The sequence below is a fragment of the Streptomyces sp. NPDC024698 genome, assembly GCF_055559015.1.
In genome coordinates this window covers 1-17,450 of record NZ_JBVHLK010000039.1, presented here as the reverse complement: position 1 = coordinate 17,450, position 17,450 = coordinate 1, and the positions used below count along the sequence as shown (strand labels likewise).

Genomic DNA, 17,450 nt, shown 5'->3' with positions numbered 1-17,450 from the left:
CAAAGGGGATTCACCTGTTCGTGCCCGGAACTGTGGCTTCCACCATGGCGGATTCGATCTTGCTCTGGTCAGATGGCCGAATGCTCGGTTTCCTCCTCCGTCTTCTGCCGTTCTGGATCCGTGAGCCCCTGCTCATCGTGCTCGGGTCCGTTCTCGGCGTCCGCCTCATGTATCTCGCCGTCCGCCAGGACAATCTGGTCATGGCCGGCGTCGGCATGGTGTTTCTCGTGTTCACCGCGATACGTGTTCACACGGTGGTACGGGCTCTGCGCGCACGCCGGAACCCCGCTCCGGCGGCCCCCGCGAGCGGAACGGCCGGAGCGGCCGGGACGACAGCAGCGGACGGGACGACAACAGCGGCAGGAGCGGCGGGCGACGCCGCCGCCTCGCCCCTCCCCCAGCCCAGTCCCCTCCCCCAGACCCAGGCACTCCCCCAGTCCCAGGCCGTGGCCGGGGCGCAGTCCGGTCCGGGCGCCGCGAGGAAGAAGGAGCCCGAGAAGCACAACGCGTGGGCCCAGGCCTTCGCGGCCCTGGCCCTGTTCGGAGTACTCGGGGCCACGGTGTGGCTGGGTCCGCGCTTCATGCCCTCCGCCGACAACACCCCGCGTCCCGCGTCCTGTTCGGACGGGACACACGAGAAGCTGCCGAAGGCCTACCAGCAGACGCCCCGGCCCGTGACCGGCGAGGAGCTGTGCGAGGTGCTCAACCGGCCGGACCTGGCCGAGCTCCTGGGAACACCCGGAGAGATCGCCGGCACCGCTTCCGGCAGCAACAACACCGGCCTTCTGACCGATGGGAAGGTCGCGGCGCCGGAGGCCCAGGTCGCGTTCGACACGTACACCGTGAACGTCTCGGCCACCTACAACGAGCTGACGATCGACCAGTACGTGAAGCTGATGACGTACGGGAACGAGAGGGACGTCAAGCCGCTCAAGGTTCTCGGCCGGTCCGCGGTCCTCTCCTCGGAGCACACCATGGCGATCAAGATCGACCTCGGGGGCGACGGCGGGTCCGGCGGACCGGTCGGGCAGGGGCCCCTGGCCAGGACACTGACCGTGGCCCTGGACCGCAAGGACCACGGCGGCTACTGCGACATCACCGTGTGGAGCCAGTCCGGAGCCCTCCCGAGCGACAGCGCTCTCCTGGCCGTCGCCGAGAAGGTGCTTCCGAAGATCCCCGAGCGATCTGCCCGCTGATCCGACGGCTCCGCCGGCTCCGAGGGCGGGACATGGCCCGGCGGTGTCAGGCCGTTGGCATCGGGCCGGTGGTGTCAGGCCGGTGGTGTCAGGCCGGTGGTGTCAGGCCGGTGGTGTCAGGCCGGTGGGTCTGCCGAGGCGTACCGGGACTCCGGGCGAGTACAGGACGCTGACCGGTGGCCCGTCGGGAGCCGGGAGCCCGGCCGCCGCGACGAGGTTCTCCTCGCAGGTGATCAGCTCCGCGCGGTGGAGCGGCCAGCGCGGATGGTCGTTGGCGAGGTAGCCGGTGCCGCGGGAGAAGGCGTTGTGCATGCCCCAGCGGGCCGTGAGGAAATGCTCCAACTCCGTTGGTTCCGCCACGGGTTGACCGACTCTGACGACGACGTGACTGCGTGCGGGGGCAGTTCGGGGCAGGCGCCGGGAACTGTCGTACGTGACGGTGTCGCCGTCCGCTCGTACGTCCATGCGCGACCACACGTACGGGAGCCGGAAGCCGAGGCGTCCCAGGAGCACCGGCACGAGCCGTGAGGCGTCCATGGACCGGAAGACGACCCCGCGGCGGCCGTGGGCGTCGACCGAGTAGAGGCGCACGTTGGTCTCCGGGAAGGAGCCGAAGTACGGCACCCCGGGAAGCCGAAGCCAGCCCACCTTCTGCATCCGGAAGGCGACGAGGCCGACGTAGGTGACTCCGTCGTACGTGTCCGCGGTGAGCCCGTGCGGCAGCAGCGGGGCGACGTCCGCGGGATCGAGGGCCCAGTGGACGAAGGTGAGGTCGAGCCACCGCTGGGTCAGGAGCGGGCTGCGCACCGCGGCCGGCGCCTCCGGCGTGATGGGCGTGGGGTGCACCCCACCAGGGTGCCAGATCGCGTACGGGTGGCGACACGCTCCGAAAAGCGCTTGCAGAGCCTGCCTAGAGTGCGGGCATGCCGACTTCGCCGCACCTGCAAGAGATCACCCCTGACAACTTCGAGACCGCTGTCGCCCTGAGGGTCCGCCCCGACCAGGAACACCTGGTGGCGCCCGTGGTGAAGTCGCTCGCCGAGGCATACGTCCATCCCGGCGTCGCATGGCCCCGGCTCATCTGCGACGGCGACGAGGCCGTCGGGTTCCTCATGGCCTTCTTCGACATCGACTGGACCGGCGAGGGCACCGACTTGCGCTCCGGACTCTGGCGTCTCAACATCGCGGACGGAAAGCAGGGCCGAGGCTACGGACGGTTCGCGGTGGAGGCCGTGGCCGGTGAGATCCGGCGCCGGGGAGGCACGCGTCTGACGACCACCTGGCATCCCGGAGCGGACGGCCCGGCGGCCTTCTATCGGGCACTCGGCTTCCGGCCGACGGGAGAGACCAGCGGGGACCAGGCGGTGGGCGTGCTGGAACCGTGCTGAGCTCCAGGACACCGGCTCAGCCGTGCAGCGGGATGCGGTGGCGGCCGGCCGGGGAGGGCGGCCAGCGCAGGTGTGCGCCTGTCGCGCGGGCGATGAGGCGCAGGTGGGGGCCGGTGTTGCCGACGTACCAGAGCGGGCGCTCGGCCCTGGTCCAGACGTACGCGGGCACGCCCGCGTCCAGGAGGGTCATCAGGCGGGGTTCTTCGAGGGTCGCGGCCGCGAGTGCGTACAGCGCCGGGAGTCTGGGGGCGATCACGCCGTAGTCGAGCATCCTGGCCAGGGGGTGTTCGTCGAGGATGGTGTCCTCGGTGGTCAGCGTGACGGGGTACACCGCGGGGAAGGACCGGCCGAGGTCGAGGAACCACTTCACCGTCCGGTAGCGGGGGTCCACCAGCCGGGGTCCGAGCGGGGCCAGTCTCCCCAGCATGAGCCGCGGCCGTACGAGCATGGCGTGGGTGAACAGGACGCGGAGCAGGGCGACGTTCATCATGAACCGCTCCACCTGCGATTCCGGGGCGGCCAGGTCCTCGTGGCGCAGGTAGCCGGCGACGATGCTGGCGTTGTGGGCGCGGTACCAGGAGGCGGGTGACGGCTCGCGGACGCAGTCGATCCAGTACTCGACGCTTCTGCCGCTCGCCTGTCCCGGGGCGCCGGCGCACAGCAGGCCCGCTTCCACCTTGTCGCGCAGGAGCCCTTCGTTCACGGAACGCCACCATGGGCTGCCCGGGTGCGCGCCGGACTCCGGGGCGAGGACTCCGCGTGCGGCGGACCACCGCAGAAAGCTCAGCTCGGCCTGGCCGTAGCGGCGCAGGGGTTCGCGGGAGTGCGTGTAGAACTCCTGCGCCAGCGCCAGGCGTGCGGCCACGTCGTCCCGGACCAGCGCGATCCGCCGCTCGGCTCGGGAGGCTGCATCGGACATGAGGATTCCATCGGGCTGCTGCTGCGGCTGTCGCTGGAGCACCCTTGTTCTCAGGATCCGGGGTGGCGGGGCGTTGTGCTAGTCGTCCCCGGGCCGGTGGTCTTCTGCGTGCCGGTTCGGGCGCCCGGCGAGGCGGTGCCAGTGCTGAGGGTCGTGCCGCCTCCCGGGATCGCGCCGGCACGGCTGACGCCGCACGACGGCCCGGTCTCCTCGACGTGAGCGATTCCCGGTCGAGGCCGGCACCGGCACCACCGCCGGTCCGCTCGCAGGAGCCGCTGGACGTCGTCCTGCGCGAACCCGGCTCATCGACTGCGAAAGCCTCCTGGCAGGCACGCGAAGTCCGAGGCCTGCCAGGAGGTTCATCAGCCCGTGCCCGCTCCGCCCGCGTCGCTGAAAGCGCTCATGCCGACGCGGCGGCCGGCTCTCGGTGTGACCTCGGCGTGGCCTCGGACGGGGACACGCATGAGGACAACTTGCCGGGATTCAGCGGGACTTCGGGGGCGTCTTACGTACTACGACGTGACGTTGTAGACGTTGGAGCAGGTGAGACCGATGCTGTTGCTGCCGATGCAACCCCAGAACGTGTAGGTCACGTTCTCGGTCAGGTCCCTGTGCGCGGTGGCCGTGTACGGGGAGTTGTGGCCCCCCGTGTCGGCGATGAGATACGGGTTGGCGGTCACGTATCCGGAGATTCCGTAGCCGTCAGCATAGGAGTCGGTCGCGGTCAGCGTGTCCCCGTTGGCTGTCCACTTGACGACGCCGGCGGTAGTTCCGTTCTCCTTGATGGTGATGGTGCGAGAGCCGTCACTCTGCAGAGAACCCACCGAGAATGTGATGCCGCTCGGACCCGCCGCCGCCGAACCCGCGCCCAGCGTCAGAGCAGCGCCCGTCATGACGGCAGCTGTTGCGAGCACAGTTATCGCGCGCTTACGAAAAGAAAAGCTCACTTCATCTCCAAAACTAGCGCCACTAAAATCGGAAATGATCATACTCGAACACATCTTGCGGAGCCACGGATTTAAAATTTGCGACAGAATGGATCGATTGCCCGAGTTGAGACATCCAAATGCTGCCGCGATTGCGGGACAGCGGCGTGCCGCCTTGCTCTACAGCACATCGACAGGGTAGGGGCAGCCCCGCGAGGCAAGCGGGGGTGGAATCACGTAATCGGAATCCCCGACCGACCCCGCGGGCGCCCACCCTTCCGGGGCCGCCGCGAAATCCGGAATCCGATGCGCCGCTTCCGTGAGTGTTCGATGCGCCGAGATCTCACGGCGCCACGCCTGTCGCAGAGCACCCCGGGGCCGGCCCTTGCCGCGTGAAGACGGCGCGATAACAGCCACAGCTGGCTCGAAATCGATGCCGGGACAATCGACGTGTCTGCGATTTCGGACTCGTACCACTCGGCCCGTTTCGATCCGGTCCGCCGCTGCCGTGGCGGAGCCGCCCCAGCGCGGCGGACGAGCGCGCCGCGCTCTCGAACACAGGACAGACAGCCTCAGGCCCGACCCGAGCCCTGTCGCCACTCGGTCCGATGGCGGCAGCAGGCTCCGGGGCTTCGGATCAGGCTTGTCGCCACCCCGAGGCCAGGGCCGCGATCGCGAGGCGGTCGGCCCTGTCGAGATACGCGATGAAGTGCAATCGCCTATTTCTCCGCGACCACAGGATCGATCATTTTATGAAGCTTGGCGCCATCGATGCCGCCGAACGTCCGGGCCGCGATTTTTCCTTCTTTGTCCAGAACAATAGTGGCAGGAATTCCCTGAATGGTTACCGTCCCCTTGGGAAATCCAGAAAGGAGCAGCTTACCCGTCGGATCGTACAAGCTCTCGTACGACACTCCGTAGTCTTTCTCAAACGCTCTCGGAAGGCGCTTTCCGCTGTCACGGGTGTTTATTCCGACGAATTCCACACCCTTGCTCTTCGTTTCTTCGGCGACCTTGTTGAAGTACGGAGCCTCCGCCCTGCACGGCGGGCACCACGAACCCCAGATGTTGATGACGACGACCTTGCCCCGGAGGTCGCGGACATCAAGATGCTTGTCGTCGAGAGTCTCACCCTTGATGGAGCCGACAGGTCTCCTGTCGGCTTTCGCGACCGTCGAGATACCGTCCGCGCCGCTGACGTAATTCGTCTGTCCGCCGCCCCCGCCCACGCCACTTCCACAGGCGGATAGGGTGAGCGAGCCGAGAGAAGCGATCGCAGTCAGTGCGACTGCACGGGCGACGGTCCTGAGAATCATGTGCCGAGTTTCCCACGGGCCCGCGCCGACAGAGTCACCACCTCCCCTCATGATGATCAACCAACCTCACTCGCAAGCGGCATGACCTCAGGCCGAGTTGGCGGCGATCCCGACCGGGTCTCGAGGGTTCGCCCGGCCGGTGCGCCAGTGCTCCAGGCCGTGCCGCCACGCAGTTGAGGACGTGCTGCGGGACCCGAAACACGGTCGTACCCCGCGAAGGACGTGCGGCATGATCCGTAGGTTCACTGTCCGGCCCGTCCTGGAGATCCCGGCCATGAATCCGCAACCGAGTGCTCACCCCGGTGTAGGCGCTCGGTGCAACCGGCCCCGGTGCGGCGGGGCTTCGCCCGGCGGTGTCCGGCCCGGTGGCCTCACCGGCGGGTGACGCGGACTCCACCGAGCAGGCCCCAGGCGTCGATGCGGACCGTCGGGCCGCCCGGCTCGCTCGGGCCGTCGTCGCTGACTCCGCCGAGGCGGATGCCGTGCACCTTCACGACGACGTCGGGGCGGACCTTGAGGCTGACGCCGCCGATCAGGCTCAGTTTGGTGATGCGCAGTTCGGCGCCGTCGGGGATCTCGATGCCGGTGAGGTCGATGTCGGCGCCTCCGACGAGCGACACGGTGAGGGTGCGCTCGTGCAGGGTCTCGCCCTCAAGCCGGTGGCCGCCGATCAGGCTCACCTTGACGTCGGTTTTCCGCTGCTCGGTCCCGCCTGTCTTCGTCATCGGGATTCCTTCGTGGATACCCCCGGCTTCAGCCGGGGGAGGAAGCGAAGCACCTGCGGAGCAGGGCAGGACAAGCCGGTTCGCCGCCAGGGCGGACCGGCGTCCACCTTCAACTAGCCGCACCCCGTCACAAACTGATTCAGTAGCATGTGAACCGTGAAGGCCACCCACGTGAAGCGAGCGTTCAAGTACCGCTTCTACCCGACCGACGCGCAGGCAGCCGAGCTGTCCCGCACGTTCGGCTGCGTGCGGAAGGTCTACAACCTCGCCCTGGCGGCGCGCACGGAAGCATGGACGCGACAGGAACGGGTGAACTACAACCAGACGTCGGCGATGCTGACGGCCTGGAAGAAGACCGAGGAACTCGCGTACCTCAACGACGTCTCCTGCGTCCCGCTCCAACAAGCCCTGCGGCACCTCCAGGCGGCGTTCACGAACTTCTTCGCCAAGCGGGCCAAGTACCCGCACTTCAAGTCACGGAAGAAGACCCGGAAGTCGGCGGAGTACACCACCAGCGCGTTCCGTTTCAGGGACGGGCAGCTGGCACTGGCGAAGATGGCGGAGCCGCTCGGCATCGTGTGGTCCCGTCCGCTGCCCGAGGGTGCGTCGCCGTCCACGGTGACCGTGTCCCAGGACCCGGCCGGACGCTGGTTTGTGTCCCTGCTGTGCGAAGACCCGTCCGTGCAGCCGCACCTCACCACCGAGGCGGCCGTCGGTGTCGACGTCGGGCTCGACCACCTGCTGACCCTCTCGACCGGCGAGAAGGTCTCCAACCCCCGGCACGAGCAACGCGATCGCTCTCGTCTCGCCAAGGTGCAGCAGCAGCTTGCCCGTAAGGCCAAGGGTGACGGGGAGAACCGACGCAAGGCGCGCCGGAAGGTCGCCAAGGTATACGCCCGCATAGCCGACCGCAGGCGTGACCACCTGCACAAGCTCACCACTCGACTCGTTCGTGAAAACCAAACGATCGTGATCGAGGACCTCGCCGTTCGGAACATGGTGAAGAACGGCGGCCTTGCCCGCGCCATCAGTGACGCGGCCTGGTCGGAATTCCGGAGCATGCTGGAGTACAAGGCCCAGTGGTACGGCCGCGAAGTGATCGCGATCGACCGCTGGTTCCCCTCCTCCAAGCTGTGCTCCGTCTGCGGCACCTTGCAGGACAAGATGCCGCTGCACGTCCGCACCTGGACGTGTGACTGCGGAACGACCCACGACCGGGACGTGAACGCGGCGAAGAACATCCTGGCCGTCGGGCTGACGGCGTCTGTCTGTGGAGCTGGTGTAAGACCTCAACGGAGAACTCCGAGCGGGCAGTCGGCGATGAAGCAGAAACCCCTACAGCGCAAGCCGTAGGAATCCCCCTCCTTCAGGAGGGGGAGGAAGTCAAGAGAAGAAGGTAGGCGCGGGGCGGCCCGCTCCCCCAGTGCCCGGCGTACGCCGTTCGGCATGACAGGTGTCACAGGCGCTGCCCCGTACCGCCTTGCCGGCGCGGTTACTTGCTGACCGCGAAGCGCATCAGGGCGTGCTCGTCACCCTGCTTGATCTTGCCGGTCGTGTTGATCACTTCGAGTTTCCAGCCGGTGTTGGTCCGGATCGCCTTGGCCACGGCGCAGCCGTTGTCCTGGGTGAGCAGGCTGGGCCAGATGTCGGCGACCTGCTGCGAACTCCCGCCGCTCGCGTCGTACACCTTGAAGCTGATGTTGCGGGCCTTCTCGAAGGCGCTGCCCTTCTTGTACGCGGCGGCGACGAACACGATCGAGGTGATGTGGGGCGGGATCCCGGAGAACTCGACGGTGACCGTCTCGTCGTCGCCGCTGCCGTGTCCGGTCTGGTTGTCGCCGCTGTGGACCAACGAGCCGTTGCCCATGGGGTCGAGGGAGTCGAGACCCGCGAGGCGTACCGGGTCGCGGCCCTGCATGGCGATGGCGATCAGGTCTAGATCGGTGCCCGACTTGCGGCGCAGTTTGCCCAGTACCCCGCCGCTGCTGCCGGCCGTGGGGTCCCAGGAGACACCGATGGACAGATGGGTCACTCCATCCAGGTCCGCGGGGCCGTCTTCCTTGGTGAGCGTGATCATGTCTGAGCCATCCTTCCGATCCGGACTACAACACGCAGAGTGTGCCTGTGCCCTTGTTGGTTCCACATCGGGGGGATCTGCTTTTGCCGGCTTCGGCCGTGGCCGTGTCGCCGCCGTCGCCCCTGCCTTGGTCCCCGCCCGGTCGTCCCGTCGTCGTCCTGGGGTGCGATCTCGTCGGGTGTCGGCCGTGATCCCGGTTCCGGGTATCGGAAAAGGCCCTGTCCCGAGTGACTCGGGACAGGGCCTTCACAGAGCGCTGGGCAGGCCTTGCACCTGCATTTCCCCGCAGGAAGCGGGGCGTCTTTCCTTGGACCACCAACGCATCGCCAGCCGGCTCGACTTCTGCCGTTCAGCTCAAGATCAATCATAGCAGGCGTGGTGCCGCGGCCTCCAGACCTGCGGGAACGTCATGGGTCAGGCCGCCCGGCAGAGCTCCGTCGGGGCGGCCGGGGCGGTGGCGCGGGCCGCGGGCACGGTCGTGGTCGTCGCCTGTACGGGGCGGGTGGTGCGGGCGAAGACGACCAGGCGCAGCGCCGCGAACCGGGCGACGCCGGCGAGTGCGGAGGCGGACAGGTAGACGCTCTGCTCGGCCATCGCGCCGGGCGCCGCCGTCAGTTGGTGCAGGACGAGCATCGCCGCGCAGGTCACCGCGTAGGTGGCCGCGGCGGATCCGGCCGACTGAAGGTGCTGGCGCCATGTCGCGTGCCGGCCGGCGCCGAAGGTGAAGCGGGCGTGCAGTTCGGTGGCCAGGAGGGTGGAGAGCGCGGTGATCAGGGCGTTGGCCAGGCCCCAGGGGATCCGGGTGGCGAGGACCGCCACGGCGAAGCTGGAGGCGAGCCCCACTCCCCCGCCGCAGAGGACGAAGCGGGCGAAGGCGGTGCAGGTTCCGGGCGCCGTCCGCTGCCCGCTCTGTGCTGTTTCCATGACCCCACCCCTTTGACCGCTCGCTGTGGACTGCTGGTTGTGGACTGCTCGCGCGGGACTGTTCGCTCGGGACTGTTCGTCGGGCTGTGCTGCTCGTTTCGTGGCGCTCCCCGAGGCGGGGCGCTGTCAGTGCGCGTCGCCGTCGAGGGCGGCGACCTCGCGCAGGGCCTCGGCGACGGCCGCGTAGTCCTTCTTGAGGATCGCGTCGTGGTTGCTGGCGACCTTCGCGGCGACCTCGATGTTCGGGTTGCGGGCGGCCACCGCGTCGAGGGCGGCGCGGATCAGCTCCTGCTCGTCGCCCTTGCTTCCCAGGGACGCGCCCGAGGCGACCACGTAACGCACCGGGACGGTGATGCCGTCCAGTACGGGGCCCAGTTCGCGTTCGCGGGCGAGCCGGCCGAGTTCGATGTTGGTCTCCGCCATCTGCCGGGCGTTCATCTTGGGGGTCAGGCCCGTGGGGCGCAGCAGCGGCAGGAACCAGCCCATGCGGCGGAACAGTTTCCGGATGCGCTGCTCCATGGCCTCGTCCAGCCAGTCGTAGGGCTGGGCGCCGTCGACCAGGACCGCGCCCAGGGCGCGTCCGGGGTTGCGGGCGGCCCAGTGGGCTCCGACGAACGCTCCGTAGGACCAGCCGACCACCAGCGCCCGGTCCACTCCCCGGGCGGCGAGGACGGCGTCGACGTCCCGGACGGCGGCCTCGAAGGAGTAGTCGGCCGAGCGCTTCGATTTGCCGCGGGCCCGTTCGTCGTAGGTGATGTGCCGCCACTGCGGGCCGAGTTCGGAGATGACGCGCCGCCAGTATCCCTGGGTGGCGAACTGGCCGTTGAGGTAGACGACGGGGGTGCCGGGGCCGCCGGTGTCGGTGACGGCCAGGGCCGTGTCGTCCACGGAGACCGTGCCGGTCCAGGTCGTGTCGGTCGGGAAGGCGTTGTTCTTCTTCATGGGGTCCTCCTGGTCGTGGTGGGGGCGGCGGGCGTCTGTGTGGTGCTCTGTTGCCGCCGATTGCTCGTCGTTTCTTACATTGGAAACGCTACGTTGCTTTCCATAGCCGGGCAACATAGTTGTTGCTTCAGATCAGCATTTAGGCAGGTGAAAGCCATGAAAGTGTTGCAACAAGGCCGACGGGAACGCAACGTTCCCTGATTCGATCATTGCAATGGATGGGGAGTGAACGCTATAGTGGGCGCTCAGGGACCGCTGCGAGGATCACCGAGGAGACGCGATGCCGGGAGGCAGACTCACCCAGCAGGAACGCCAGCAGATCGCGCTGGGGCTGGCCGACAGCCTCCCCTACGCCGAGATCGCCCGCGGCCTCGGCCGCCCGACCTCGACGATCACGCGTGAGGTGATGCGCAACGGCGGCCCCACCGCCTACCGCGCCAACCTGGCCCACCGCGCCACCGAACGCCGCGCCCACCGGCGCAGGACCGCGCCCGCCCGGGGGCCGGCCGCTGTCCCCCAGCCGCACGGCCGGGACGCCGAGGCCGTGACGGAGTACGAGGAGACGTTCACGACCGTCCTCATGGGTTCGGGCCTGCCCAAGATCCCGGCCCGGGTGCTGACCTGCCTGTTCACCTCCGACACGGGCAGCCTCACCGCGTCGGGGCTCGCCCAGCGTCTCCAGGTCAGCCCGGCCTCCATCTCCAAGGCCATCACGTTCCTGGAGAGCCAGTCCCTCGTGCGCCGGGAACGGGACGAGGGCCGCCGCGACCGCTACGTCGTCGACGGCGAGCTCTTCTACCAGGCGACGATCGCCAGTGCGCGGGCCAACGACGAGCTCGTCAAGACCGCGCGCCAGGGCGTCGCCGTCCTCGGGCGTGACACCCCGGCCGCCATCCGGCTGGAGAACGTCGCCCGCTTCCTCGACTTCATCAGCGAGAGCATCACCCGCGCCGCCGAACAGGCCCGCGCGGTCCTCCACACCACCTCGACGTCGAACGACACCGCCCGGCCCGACCTGGACTCGGATTCAGACCAAGACCCGGATCCGGACTCGGACCACGGGTAGCTGCCGTCCCCGCACGCCACGGCCGCGCGGCGGAGCCGACCGCACCCTCAGGTACGTGTCGATCCGGCAAGAGTCCGCGCCGCCTGCCTACCGGTCGTACGGGGTCGCCGGTCGTGTCACCGGGACGACCGTCACGATGCCGTCAAGGCCTTTGAAGTCATCTGGGTTGGTGGTGAAGAGCGGGAGCCCCTCGGCGGCAGCAACCGAGGCGATCATCAAGTCGGCCACCCGACGCCGTGGGGTACGGCCCACGCTCATCACCGCCGCGCAGATCCTGCCGTAGATGCGGGCAGCTTCCGCGTCGAAGGGGATGGGATCGAATTCGTTCTCGGCGCGCTGGAGGACATCCATACGGCGTGCCCGTTCCGCATGCTCGTCGTAGTCATTCTGCTCGCTGTTGCCACGGACCTGATGGGGCCCGGCAGAGAGTTCCGCCAAAGTGACCGAGCTGATGGCCACCTCCGCTGGGAGTTCCTGAGGGTCGACCCACCGGCGCAGGACCATGATGTTCGTGTCCAGCAGGCCCTGCTGATGCTCAACGGGCATAGGGATCGTCCACCTCCTGGGCTGCGACACCTTCCTGGTCGGCACGGAAGGTGTCCAGCGAGATGTCGGGGGCCGTTCGGGACATGGCCGCGAACTCACCACGCGAGACAAAGCGCCTGCGCCGGCGCAAGGGGACCAGCTCGCCGATCTGATGGCCGTCCCTGGTGACGGTGAAGGCTTGACCCCGCTGAACAGCGTCCATGATCTCTTTGGATCTCGTGCGCAGGTCACGCTGGGTGACCTCGGGCTGAACTGTCATAATCTCTACGATACGCATTGGTGCCACATGGTGCTACCAGGTAGCACCATGTGGCAGGAATCCTTCATCGAGGACCGGTTCCCGCGCGCACACGCGGCACCACATGCCGGGTCGGCCCGCCGCCGACACGTCACTCGACCGGTTCGACGCCCGCCCGCAGCAGTCCGTAGGTGTACGCGTCCTCCAGGGCCTGCCAGGACGCGGCGATGACGTTGTCGGCCACGCCGACCGTGGACCACTCCCCCGTACCGTCCGTGGTGGAGATCAGGACCCGGGTCGTGGACTGCGTACCGTGCCGGGCCTCCAGGATGCGGCCCTTGTAGTCGACCACTCCGAGGCGGGCGAGCTGCGGGTAGATCTGCTCCAGGCCGACGCGCAGGGCGCGGTCCAGGGCGTTGACGGGGCCGTTGCCCTCGGCGGCGGCGACGATCCGCTCGCCCTTGGCCCACAGTTTCACCGTGACCTCGTTGGCCTGGCTGCCGTCGGGGCGTTCCTCCAGGATGGCCCGCCAGGACTCGACCCGGAAGTAGCGCAGCGGCCTGCCCTGGGCCTCGGCGCGCAGCAGGAGTTCGAAGGAGGCGTCGGCGGCTTCGTAGGTGTAGCCCTTGAGTTCGCGTTCCTTGACGCGCTCCACGACCCGGCCGATGAGTTCGCGGTCGTCGCCGAGGTCGATGCCGAGTTCCTTGCCCTTGAGCTCGATGGAGGCGCGGCCGGCCATGTCGGAGACGAGCATCCGCAGCCGGTTGCCGACCAGTTCGGGGTCGATGTGCTGGTAGAGGTCGGGGTCGACCTTGATCGCGGAGGCGTGCAGGCCCGCCTTGTGCGCGAACGCGGAGACGCCGACGTAGGGCTGGTGGGTGGAGGGGGTGAGGTTGACGACCTCGGCGATCGCGTGGGAGATGCGGGTGGTCTCGCGGAGCCTGCCGGCGGGCAGGACCTTCCTGGCGTACTTCAGCTCCAGCGCGGCGACCACGGGGAAGAGGTCGGCGTTGCCGACACGTTCGCCGTAGCCGTTGGCCGTGCACTGGACGTGCGTGGCACCGGCGTCGACGGCGGCCAGGGTGTTGGCGACCGCGCAGCCGGTGTCGTCCTGGGCGTGAATGCCGAGACGGGCTCCGGTGTCCGCGAGGACCGTCTGTACGGTCGCCTGGACCTGCGCCGGGAGCATGCCGCCGTTGGTGTCGCACAGCACGACCACGGCGGCGCCGGCCTCGTGCGCGGCCCGCACCACGGACTTCGCGTAGGCGGGGTTCGCGCGGTAGCCGTCGAAGAAGTGCTCACAGTCCACGAACACCCTGCGCCCCTGCGCCACCAGGTGGGAGACGGTGTCGCGGACCATCTCCAGGTTCTCCCCCAGCGTGGTGCGCAGCGCCAGCTCCACATGCCGGTCGTGCGCCTTGGCGACCAGCGTGATCACCGGGGCACCGGAGTCCAGGAGCGCCTTGACCTGGAGGTCCTCGCTCGCCCGGGCGCCGGGTCTGCGGGTGGCGCCGAAGGCGACGAGCTGGGCGTGGCGCAGGTCGAGTTCGCTTCGGGCGCGGGCGAAGAACTCGGTGTCGCGGGGGTTGGCGCCAGGCCAGCCGCCCTCGATGAAACCCACCCCGAAGTCGTCCAGGTGCCGCGCGATGGCCAGCTTGTCCGCCACGGTGAGGTTGATGCCCTCGCGCTGCGCGCCGTCGCGCAGCGTCGTGTCGAAGACGTGGAAGAGATCGCCGAGTTCGCCGGTGACGCTCCCGGTGTGTTCGCTCGCGCTGATGCTCATGCCGACCATCTCCTGTTCGGGATCTCGGTCCACCGGGATGACCGGCTGCACCGTCCATCTATGGCCCCTCGCGCTCGGTTCCCGGTCGAGGATGGGCACAGGGGCAGGTGGGAGACGGTGGGCGTCCAGGGCAAGGGTTCTCTGGCGTTCTTCGAGCGTTTCTCGTGCGCGGCCGTCCACCGTGGCTGCCAACACCACCGGTCCCGGGCGCACTTGAGGCCGCAGCCTCGCCATAGACTGTGCCATGAACGACGACTGGTTCGAGGCTGACGAGGGCGAGTTGAGCCTCCCGCACACCGTCCTGGTGAATATCGTCCGCGCGTCCGCCCGCACGTGGCCCGAATGCCCGCCCGCCGCCACTGCCGTGCTCGTCTTCCCCCCGGACGAGGACGAGGACGTGCGCACCCCTCGTGACGCCTACGACGCCGCGTGGGACGAGGCGTTCGCGGCCGGGCAGGCGGTGCTCACGCTGATCGTGGACCTCAAGCATCGGGACCGGGAGCTGGTCGTCATGACGCTGGGCGCGACCGTGGCCGGCGACCGCCTCTTTTGCAGCGAGCGGAACAGCAGCACGTACCACCCCGAGCCGATCACCGACATCGAGCCGCTGGAGGTGACCGGACCGCCCGAGGAACTGGGCAGGATCGTCGCGGAGTGGTTCGCGGAGATCGCCAGCCGTTCCATGATCGAGCCCGACCGCAAGCCCTGGCCCCGCTCCTTCGTCCCCAAAAGCACCCCCCTCCCCCACGGCCACAGCTGGGTACGCAACCCATGACGAGCCCGAGGGAGTCTGAGCACCCGGATGAGGGGCTGTGATCATTTGCGGGGCCCGGCACTTCAGTGTCGTCCGCTCCGGCAGCCCGGGGAACCGGGGCGCGCGGGGTGACATGGGCCGGACTCTGGCCAGGACAGGCGCAACCGGATCGGCCATGCCGTGCGGTGCGGTTCGTCCGGGCGGCACGATTCACCGGGGGTGGGCGGGTGTCCAGCGAAGGGTCATGTCGGGCAGGTTCTCCATGTTGCGATCGCCGTCGCTGGTGTCGAGGACGGTGAAACCGTGGCGTTCGTAGAACGCCCGGGCGTCGGTGTTCTGCTGAAAGACGTGCAGCGACACACCGTCCGGGCTGTGCCGCCTGACCTCGTCGAGGAGCAGCGTGCCGATGCCCTGCCGACGGACGTCGGGGCGCAGATAGAGGTGTTCGAGCATGTCGCCCTCAAGGGCGGCATAGCCGGTGATCTCCGCATCACGCACCGCGACCCAGGTGCGACATTGCCTGAGCACGATGTCCCGGACCCATCGGGTCACCTGCTCGTGATGGCGCTTCTGCGGCGGCAGATAGGGCATAGCCGCCGACCGAGAAGTCATGTGGATACGCGCGATCACGCCTGCATCCGCCTCCGCGGCGAATCGAATCCGCGTTTTGCCGTCGTCACTCACGCTGGGAACCTACAAGGCAGTCAGGGACTCTATCCAACGGTTAACCCGGCGAACCTACGCGGTCACAGCACTAGCAGGCTGCATCTGCGTCCTGTGGCGGATCCGGCAGGTTGTGCCATGCGTGGCCACACCCTTCGACGCAGTACAGGGTCCGCCTGCGGGTGTCGGCGATGGTGAACAGGGCGACCAGCAGGCGGAACGACTTGGTGAGTTCGTAGGTCGGGAGCTGGTCCATTCCGAAGCGCCACTTCGTCAGCATCACCGCCGGCGTGTGAGTCGGGCGAATGCCGGAACGCGCGATGCTCTCCGGCACGTCGTCCTCGCGAGCGCGGGCCTGGCCGCAGAACAGCACCAGCGCGTACAAGACCTTCCGCTGGTCGTCCTCCGAGAGGCCCTCGAACCACTCGACGCCCTCAGCCGTAGGCCTGAGGCCCTGTGCGAGTTCGTTCAGAATCACCTCGTGTGCGTACAGCACGGGCTTCCACCCCCATGGTTTCGGGCAGACGCTACGCTCCTGAGTTCCCGCGAGCAGCCCGGTTTTACATGGCCTGATGACATGACCCCCGCGTCCAAGGCTGGCTTTCCATTCGCCCGGTGAGCACGCTCCCAAGCAGCCCTCTCGGTGCATGAATCGAACTCCCAAAGCGGTGTCGCGGGTTCGAATCCTGCCGGGGCACCGATGGGCGGCAGTGGCCGGTCCAGGCTCACAAGTCCACGCTTGGCGGTAGTGCCCACGTGAATCCCGGTGGGTCAAACTGGCGCATTGGTTACGAGTAGATCAGTAACAGGCGACAGCATGGCCCGAGCCGCTGGCTGTCTCAGCAGTTCGAGCTGTAGCGGACGCACCCAGCCGGCGGAGCATGGTCGTGATCCCACTGTTGCTGCACATGCCCGAGCAGCTCAGCGGCCAGGAGAGCCACCATCAGGTGCGCGATCACTGTCCAAGGGGCACGGAAGAGTCCCGCGAGAACTGCCAAAACAAGTACGGTGACCAGCAGCACCCGCAGCCTGCCCATGTACGCGAGGCTGGCAGCGTCGGCCTGCGCTTGATCGTCCTGTGCGGCCCATGACTCCATGCCGAAACCAAGCACACAGTCCATCACCAGCCACGCGGTCCCCACCAGGAACAGCGGGATCGCGAGAGCAAGGTCCGGGCCCAGAGGTGTTCGGTGCGACCAGGGGCGTCGGCGTTCCGGCGCTAAAGCGGACTTCGTCATGGCTGCATGGTGCCGAGACCGGTGGTGACGCACATGAGTACGCGTACTCAACTCCCTTGCGGTGCGAAATGCGGCCAGGCAGGTGTCAGCAGCCCAATTGGATCATTGCGTGCGGGCACCCGCGAGAGGACAATCCCCCTTCTGACCAAGGGAGATGTGATGCTCAGCTTCATGGACTGGTCCGTGGTAGCGCTGGGGTGCGCGTTAGTCCTCGCGAGTCTCGGCGGCTGGTGGTGGGACCGGGCCAAGGTTCAAAAGGGAGCAAGTCCCGATCAGGGCAAGCGCTTCTTCTTGACTTGGTTTCCCCTGCTCGCGGGCGTGGAGATGATCGGCGCCAAGGTGCCTGGTCTGTTGCACGCGCCGTACTCCGTCCTCATGATCGTGGACGCTCTCAACTTTGCGCTGATAGTCACGGTGGCGCTCCTGGCCTTCTGGATGTTTTGGAGGCGCAGTCACCACAACCTCGGATGACGTCAACGAGCGCGGACAGCTCCGGCAGACAGCTCAGCCCTCCCCGGTCGTGCCACTCTCGTCCCAGAACGCACGGGCACTCACGGGGAACCGGGGGTCGCAGCGCGGTCAGCACGGTCGACGACGGCTTGTCGCGGTCGAGATGCGCTGTTCGCTCGGACTGACACGAGAGCCGGAAATTTGGTGACTCCTCCCCCTCGTGAACGAGGGGGCTTCTCGCTATGCCGGTTGGGCGTCGCGACGGGCCAGCCCGGCCCGTAGAACGTTGATGGCTCCCA

The 17,450-nt window shown here is 68.0% G+C and carries 20 protein-coding genes; 6 read left to right on the top strand and 14 right to left on the bottom strand.

Annotated elements, in window-relative coordinates; genetic code table 11:
- Positions 1 to 80: 80 nt before the first annotated feature.
- A complete protein-coding gene (locus tag ACZ4AA_RS37335; protein ID WP_467612816.1) occupies positions 81 to 1,196 on the top strand; it encodes a DUF6215 domain-containing protein in 1,116 nt (371 codons plus the stop codon).
- Between the two features lie 102 nt (positions 1,197 to 1,298).
- Here the strand turns inward: ACZ4AA_RS37335 and ACZ4AA_RS37330 are convergent, their stop codons facing one another.
- Positions 1,299 to 2,042 (bottom strand): YqjF family protein, encoded by a 744-nt coding sequence (locus ACZ4AA_RS37330; protein WP_467612813.1) that lies wholly within the window; start codon positions 2,040 to 2,042, stop codon positions 1,299 to 1,301.
- A 77-nt stretch (positions 2,043 to 2,119) separates the two neighbouring features.
- Here ACZ4AA_RS37330 and ACZ4AA_RS37325 point away from each other — a divergent pair, with 77 nt between their 5' ends.
- The gene (locus ACZ4AA_RS37325; protein WP_467612810.1) at positions 2,120 to 2,584 is read left to right on the top strand and encodes a GNAT family N-acetyltransferase; all 465 of its coding nucleotides are present in this window, start codon (positions 2,120 to 2,122) and stop codon (positions 2,582 to 2,584) included.
- A 16-nt stretch (positions 2,585 to 2,600) separates the two neighbouring features.
- Here ACZ4AA_RS37325 and ACZ4AA_RS37320 read toward each other — a convergent pair whose 3' ends face one another.
- The 4 genes from ACZ4AA_RS37320 to ACZ4AA_RS37305 all read right to left on the bottom strand — a co-directional run bounded on the left by ACZ4AA_RS37320 (position 2,601) and on the right by ACZ4AA_RS37305 (position 6,470).
- Positions 2,601 to 3,503, bottom strand: a complete 903-nt coding sequence (locus tag ACZ4AA_RS37320) for a hypothetical protein (RefSeq protein ID WP_467612807.1) — start codon at positions 3,501 to 3,503, stop codon at positions 2,601 to 2,603.
- A gap of 512 nt (positions 3,504 to 4,015) precedes the next feature.
- Positions 4,016 to 4,492 carry a hypothetical protein gene (locus tag ACZ4AA_RS37315; RefSeq protein ID WP_467612804.1) on the bottom strand — a complete coding sequence of 159 codons (477 nt, stop codon included), beginning with the start codon at positions 4,490 to 4,492 and terminating at the stop codon, positions 4,016 to 4,018.
- A 656-nt stretch (positions 4,493 to 5,148) separates the two neighbouring features.
- Positions 5,149 to 5,745 carry a TlpA family protein disulfide reductase gene (locus ACZ4AA_RS37310; RefSeq protein WP_467612801.1) on the bottom strand — a complete coding sequence of 199 codons (597 nt, stop codon included), beginning with the start codon at positions 5,743 to 5,745 and terminating at the stop codon, positions 5,149 to 5,151.
- Positions 5,746 to 6,116: 371 nt separating this feature from the next.
- Positions 6,117 to 6,470: a hypothetical protein gene (locus ACZ4AA_RS37305; RefSeq protein WP_467612798.1), complete on the bottom strand. Its 354-nt coding sequence runs from the start codon at positions 6,468 to 6,470 to the stop codon at positions 6,117 to 6,119.
- Between the two features lie 156 nt (positions 6,471 to 6,626).
- On the opposite strand from ACZ4AA_RS37305, the gene ACZ4AA_RS37300 reads away from it, so the two are divergent.
- The gene (locus ACZ4AA_RS37300) at positions 6,627 to 7,823 is read left to right on the top strand and encodes an RNA-guided endonuclease InsQ/TnpB family protein (protein WP_467612795.1); all 1,197 of its coding nucleotides are present in this window, start codon (positions 6,627 to 6,629) and stop codon (positions 7,821 to 7,823) included.
- Between the two features lie 139 nt (positions 7,824 to 7,962).
- Here ACZ4AA_RS37300 and ACZ4AA_RS37295 read toward each other — a convergent pair whose 3' ends face one another.
- The 3 genes from ACZ4AA_RS37295 to ACZ4AA_RS37285 all read right to left on the bottom strand — a co-directional run bounded on the left by ACZ4AA_RS37295 (position 7,963) and on the right by ACZ4AA_RS37285 (position 10,413).
- Positions 7,963 to 8,547 carry a TerD family protein gene (locus ACZ4AA_RS37295; RefSeq protein ID WP_467612791.1) on the bottom strand — a complete coding sequence of 195 codons (585 nt, stop codon included), beginning with the start codon at positions 8,545 to 8,547 and terminating at the stop codon, positions 7,963 to 7,965.
- 414 nt (positions 8,548 to 8,961) lie between these two features.
- Positions 8,962 to 9,471 carry a GtrA family protein gene (locus ACZ4AA_RS37290; protein ID WP_467612788.1) on the bottom strand — a complete coding sequence of 170 codons (510 nt, stop codon included), beginning with the start codon at positions 9,469 to 9,471 and terminating at the stop codon, positions 8,962 to 8,964.
- A gap of 126 nt (positions 9,472 to 9,597) precedes the next feature.
- Positions 9,598 to 10,413 carry an alpha/beta fold hydrolase gene (locus ACZ4AA_RS37285; RefSeq protein WP_467612785.1) on the bottom strand — a complete coding sequence of 272 codons (816 nt, stop codon included), beginning with the start codon at positions 10,411 to 10,413 and terminating at the stop codon, positions 9,598 to 9,600.
- A 280-nt stretch (positions 10,414 to 10,693) separates the two neighbouring features.
- On the opposite strand from ACZ4AA_RS37285, the gene ACZ4AA_RS37280 reads away from it, so the two are divergent.
- The gene (locus ACZ4AA_RS37280; RefSeq protein ID WP_467612782.1) at positions 10,694 to 11,479 is read left to right on the top strand and encodes a helix-turn-helix domain-containing protein; all 786 of its coding nucleotides are present in this window, start codon (positions 10,694 to 10,696) and stop codon (positions 11,477 to 11,479) included.
- An 87-nt stretch (positions 11,480 to 11,566) separates the two neighbouring features.
- Here ACZ4AA_RS37280 and ACZ4AA_RS37275 read toward each other — a convergent pair whose 3' ends face one another.
- The 3 genes from ACZ4AA_RS37275 to cimA all read right to left on the bottom strand — a co-directional run bounded on the left by ACZ4AA_RS37275 (position 11,567) and on the right by cimA (position 14,046).
- A complete protein-coding gene (locus ACZ4AA_RS37275) occupies positions 11,567 to 12,025 on the bottom strand; it encodes a PIN domain-containing protein (protein ID WP_467612779.1) in 459 nt (152 codons plus the stop codon).
- On the bottom strand, positions 12,015 to 12,284 hold the full coding sequence (locus ACZ4AA_RS37270; protein WP_467612776.1) for a type II toxin-antitoxin system Phd/YefM family antitoxin: 270 nt from the start codon (positions 12,282 to 12,284) through the stop codon (positions 12,015 to 12,017). The genes ACZ4AA_RS37275 and ACZ4AA_RS37270 overlap by 11 nt, the downstream gene beginning before the upstream one ends.
- A 130-nt stretch (positions 12,285 to 12,414) precedes the next feature.
- Positions 12,415 to 14,046, bottom strand: coding sequence for a citramalate synthase (gene cimA / locus ACZ4AA_RS37265; RefSeq protein WP_467612773.1), 1,632 nt, complete (start codon positions 14,044 to 14,046; stop codon positions 12,415 to 12,417).
- A 244-nt stretch (positions 14,047 to 14,290) separates the two neighbouring features.
- Between cimA and ACZ4AA_RS37260 the strand changes: the two genes are divergently transcribed.
- Positions 14,291 to 14,821 (top strand): hypothetical protein, encoded by a 531-nt coding sequence (locus ACZ4AA_RS37260; protein WP_467612770.1) that lies wholly within the window; start codon positions 14,291 to 14,293, stop codon positions 14,819 to 14,821.
- A gap of 189 nt (positions 14,822 to 15,010) precedes the next feature.
- Here the strand turns inward: ACZ4AA_RS37260 and ACZ4AA_RS37255 are convergent, their stop codons facing one another.
- The 3 genes from ACZ4AA_RS37255 to ACZ4AA_RS37245 form a co-directional block, all read right to left on the bottom strand.
- Positions 15,011 to 15,484, bottom strand: a complete 474-nt coding sequence (locus ACZ4AA_RS37255; protein WP_467612767.1) for a GNAT family N-acetyltransferase — start codon at positions 15,482 to 15,484, stop codon at positions 15,011 to 15,013.
- Between the two features lie 70 nt (positions 15,485 to 15,554).
- Positions 15,555 to 15,959 (bottom strand): DUF5958 family protein, encoded by a 405-nt coding sequence (locus tag ACZ4AA_RS37250; protein WP_467612762.1) that lies wholly within the window; start codon positions 15,957 to 15,959, stop codon positions 15,555 to 15,557.
- Positions 15,960 to 16,302: 343 nt separating this feature from the next.
- On the bottom strand, positions 16,303 to 16,701 hold the full coding sequence (locus ACZ4AA_RS37245; protein WP_467612759.1) for a DUF6234 family protein: 399 nt from the start codon (positions 16,699 to 16,701) through the stop codon (positions 16,303 to 16,305).
- 159 nt (positions 16,702 to 16,860) lie between these two features.
- Here ACZ4AA_RS37245 and ACZ4AA_RS37240 point away from each other — a divergent pair, with 159 nt between their 5' ends.
- Positions 16,861 to 17,172, top strand: a complete 312-nt coding sequence (locus tag ACZ4AA_RS37240) for a hypothetical protein (protein ID WP_467612756.1) — start codon at positions 16,861 to 16,863, stop codon at positions 17,170 to 17,172.
- Positions 17,173 to 17,450: the final 278 nt, after the last annotated feature.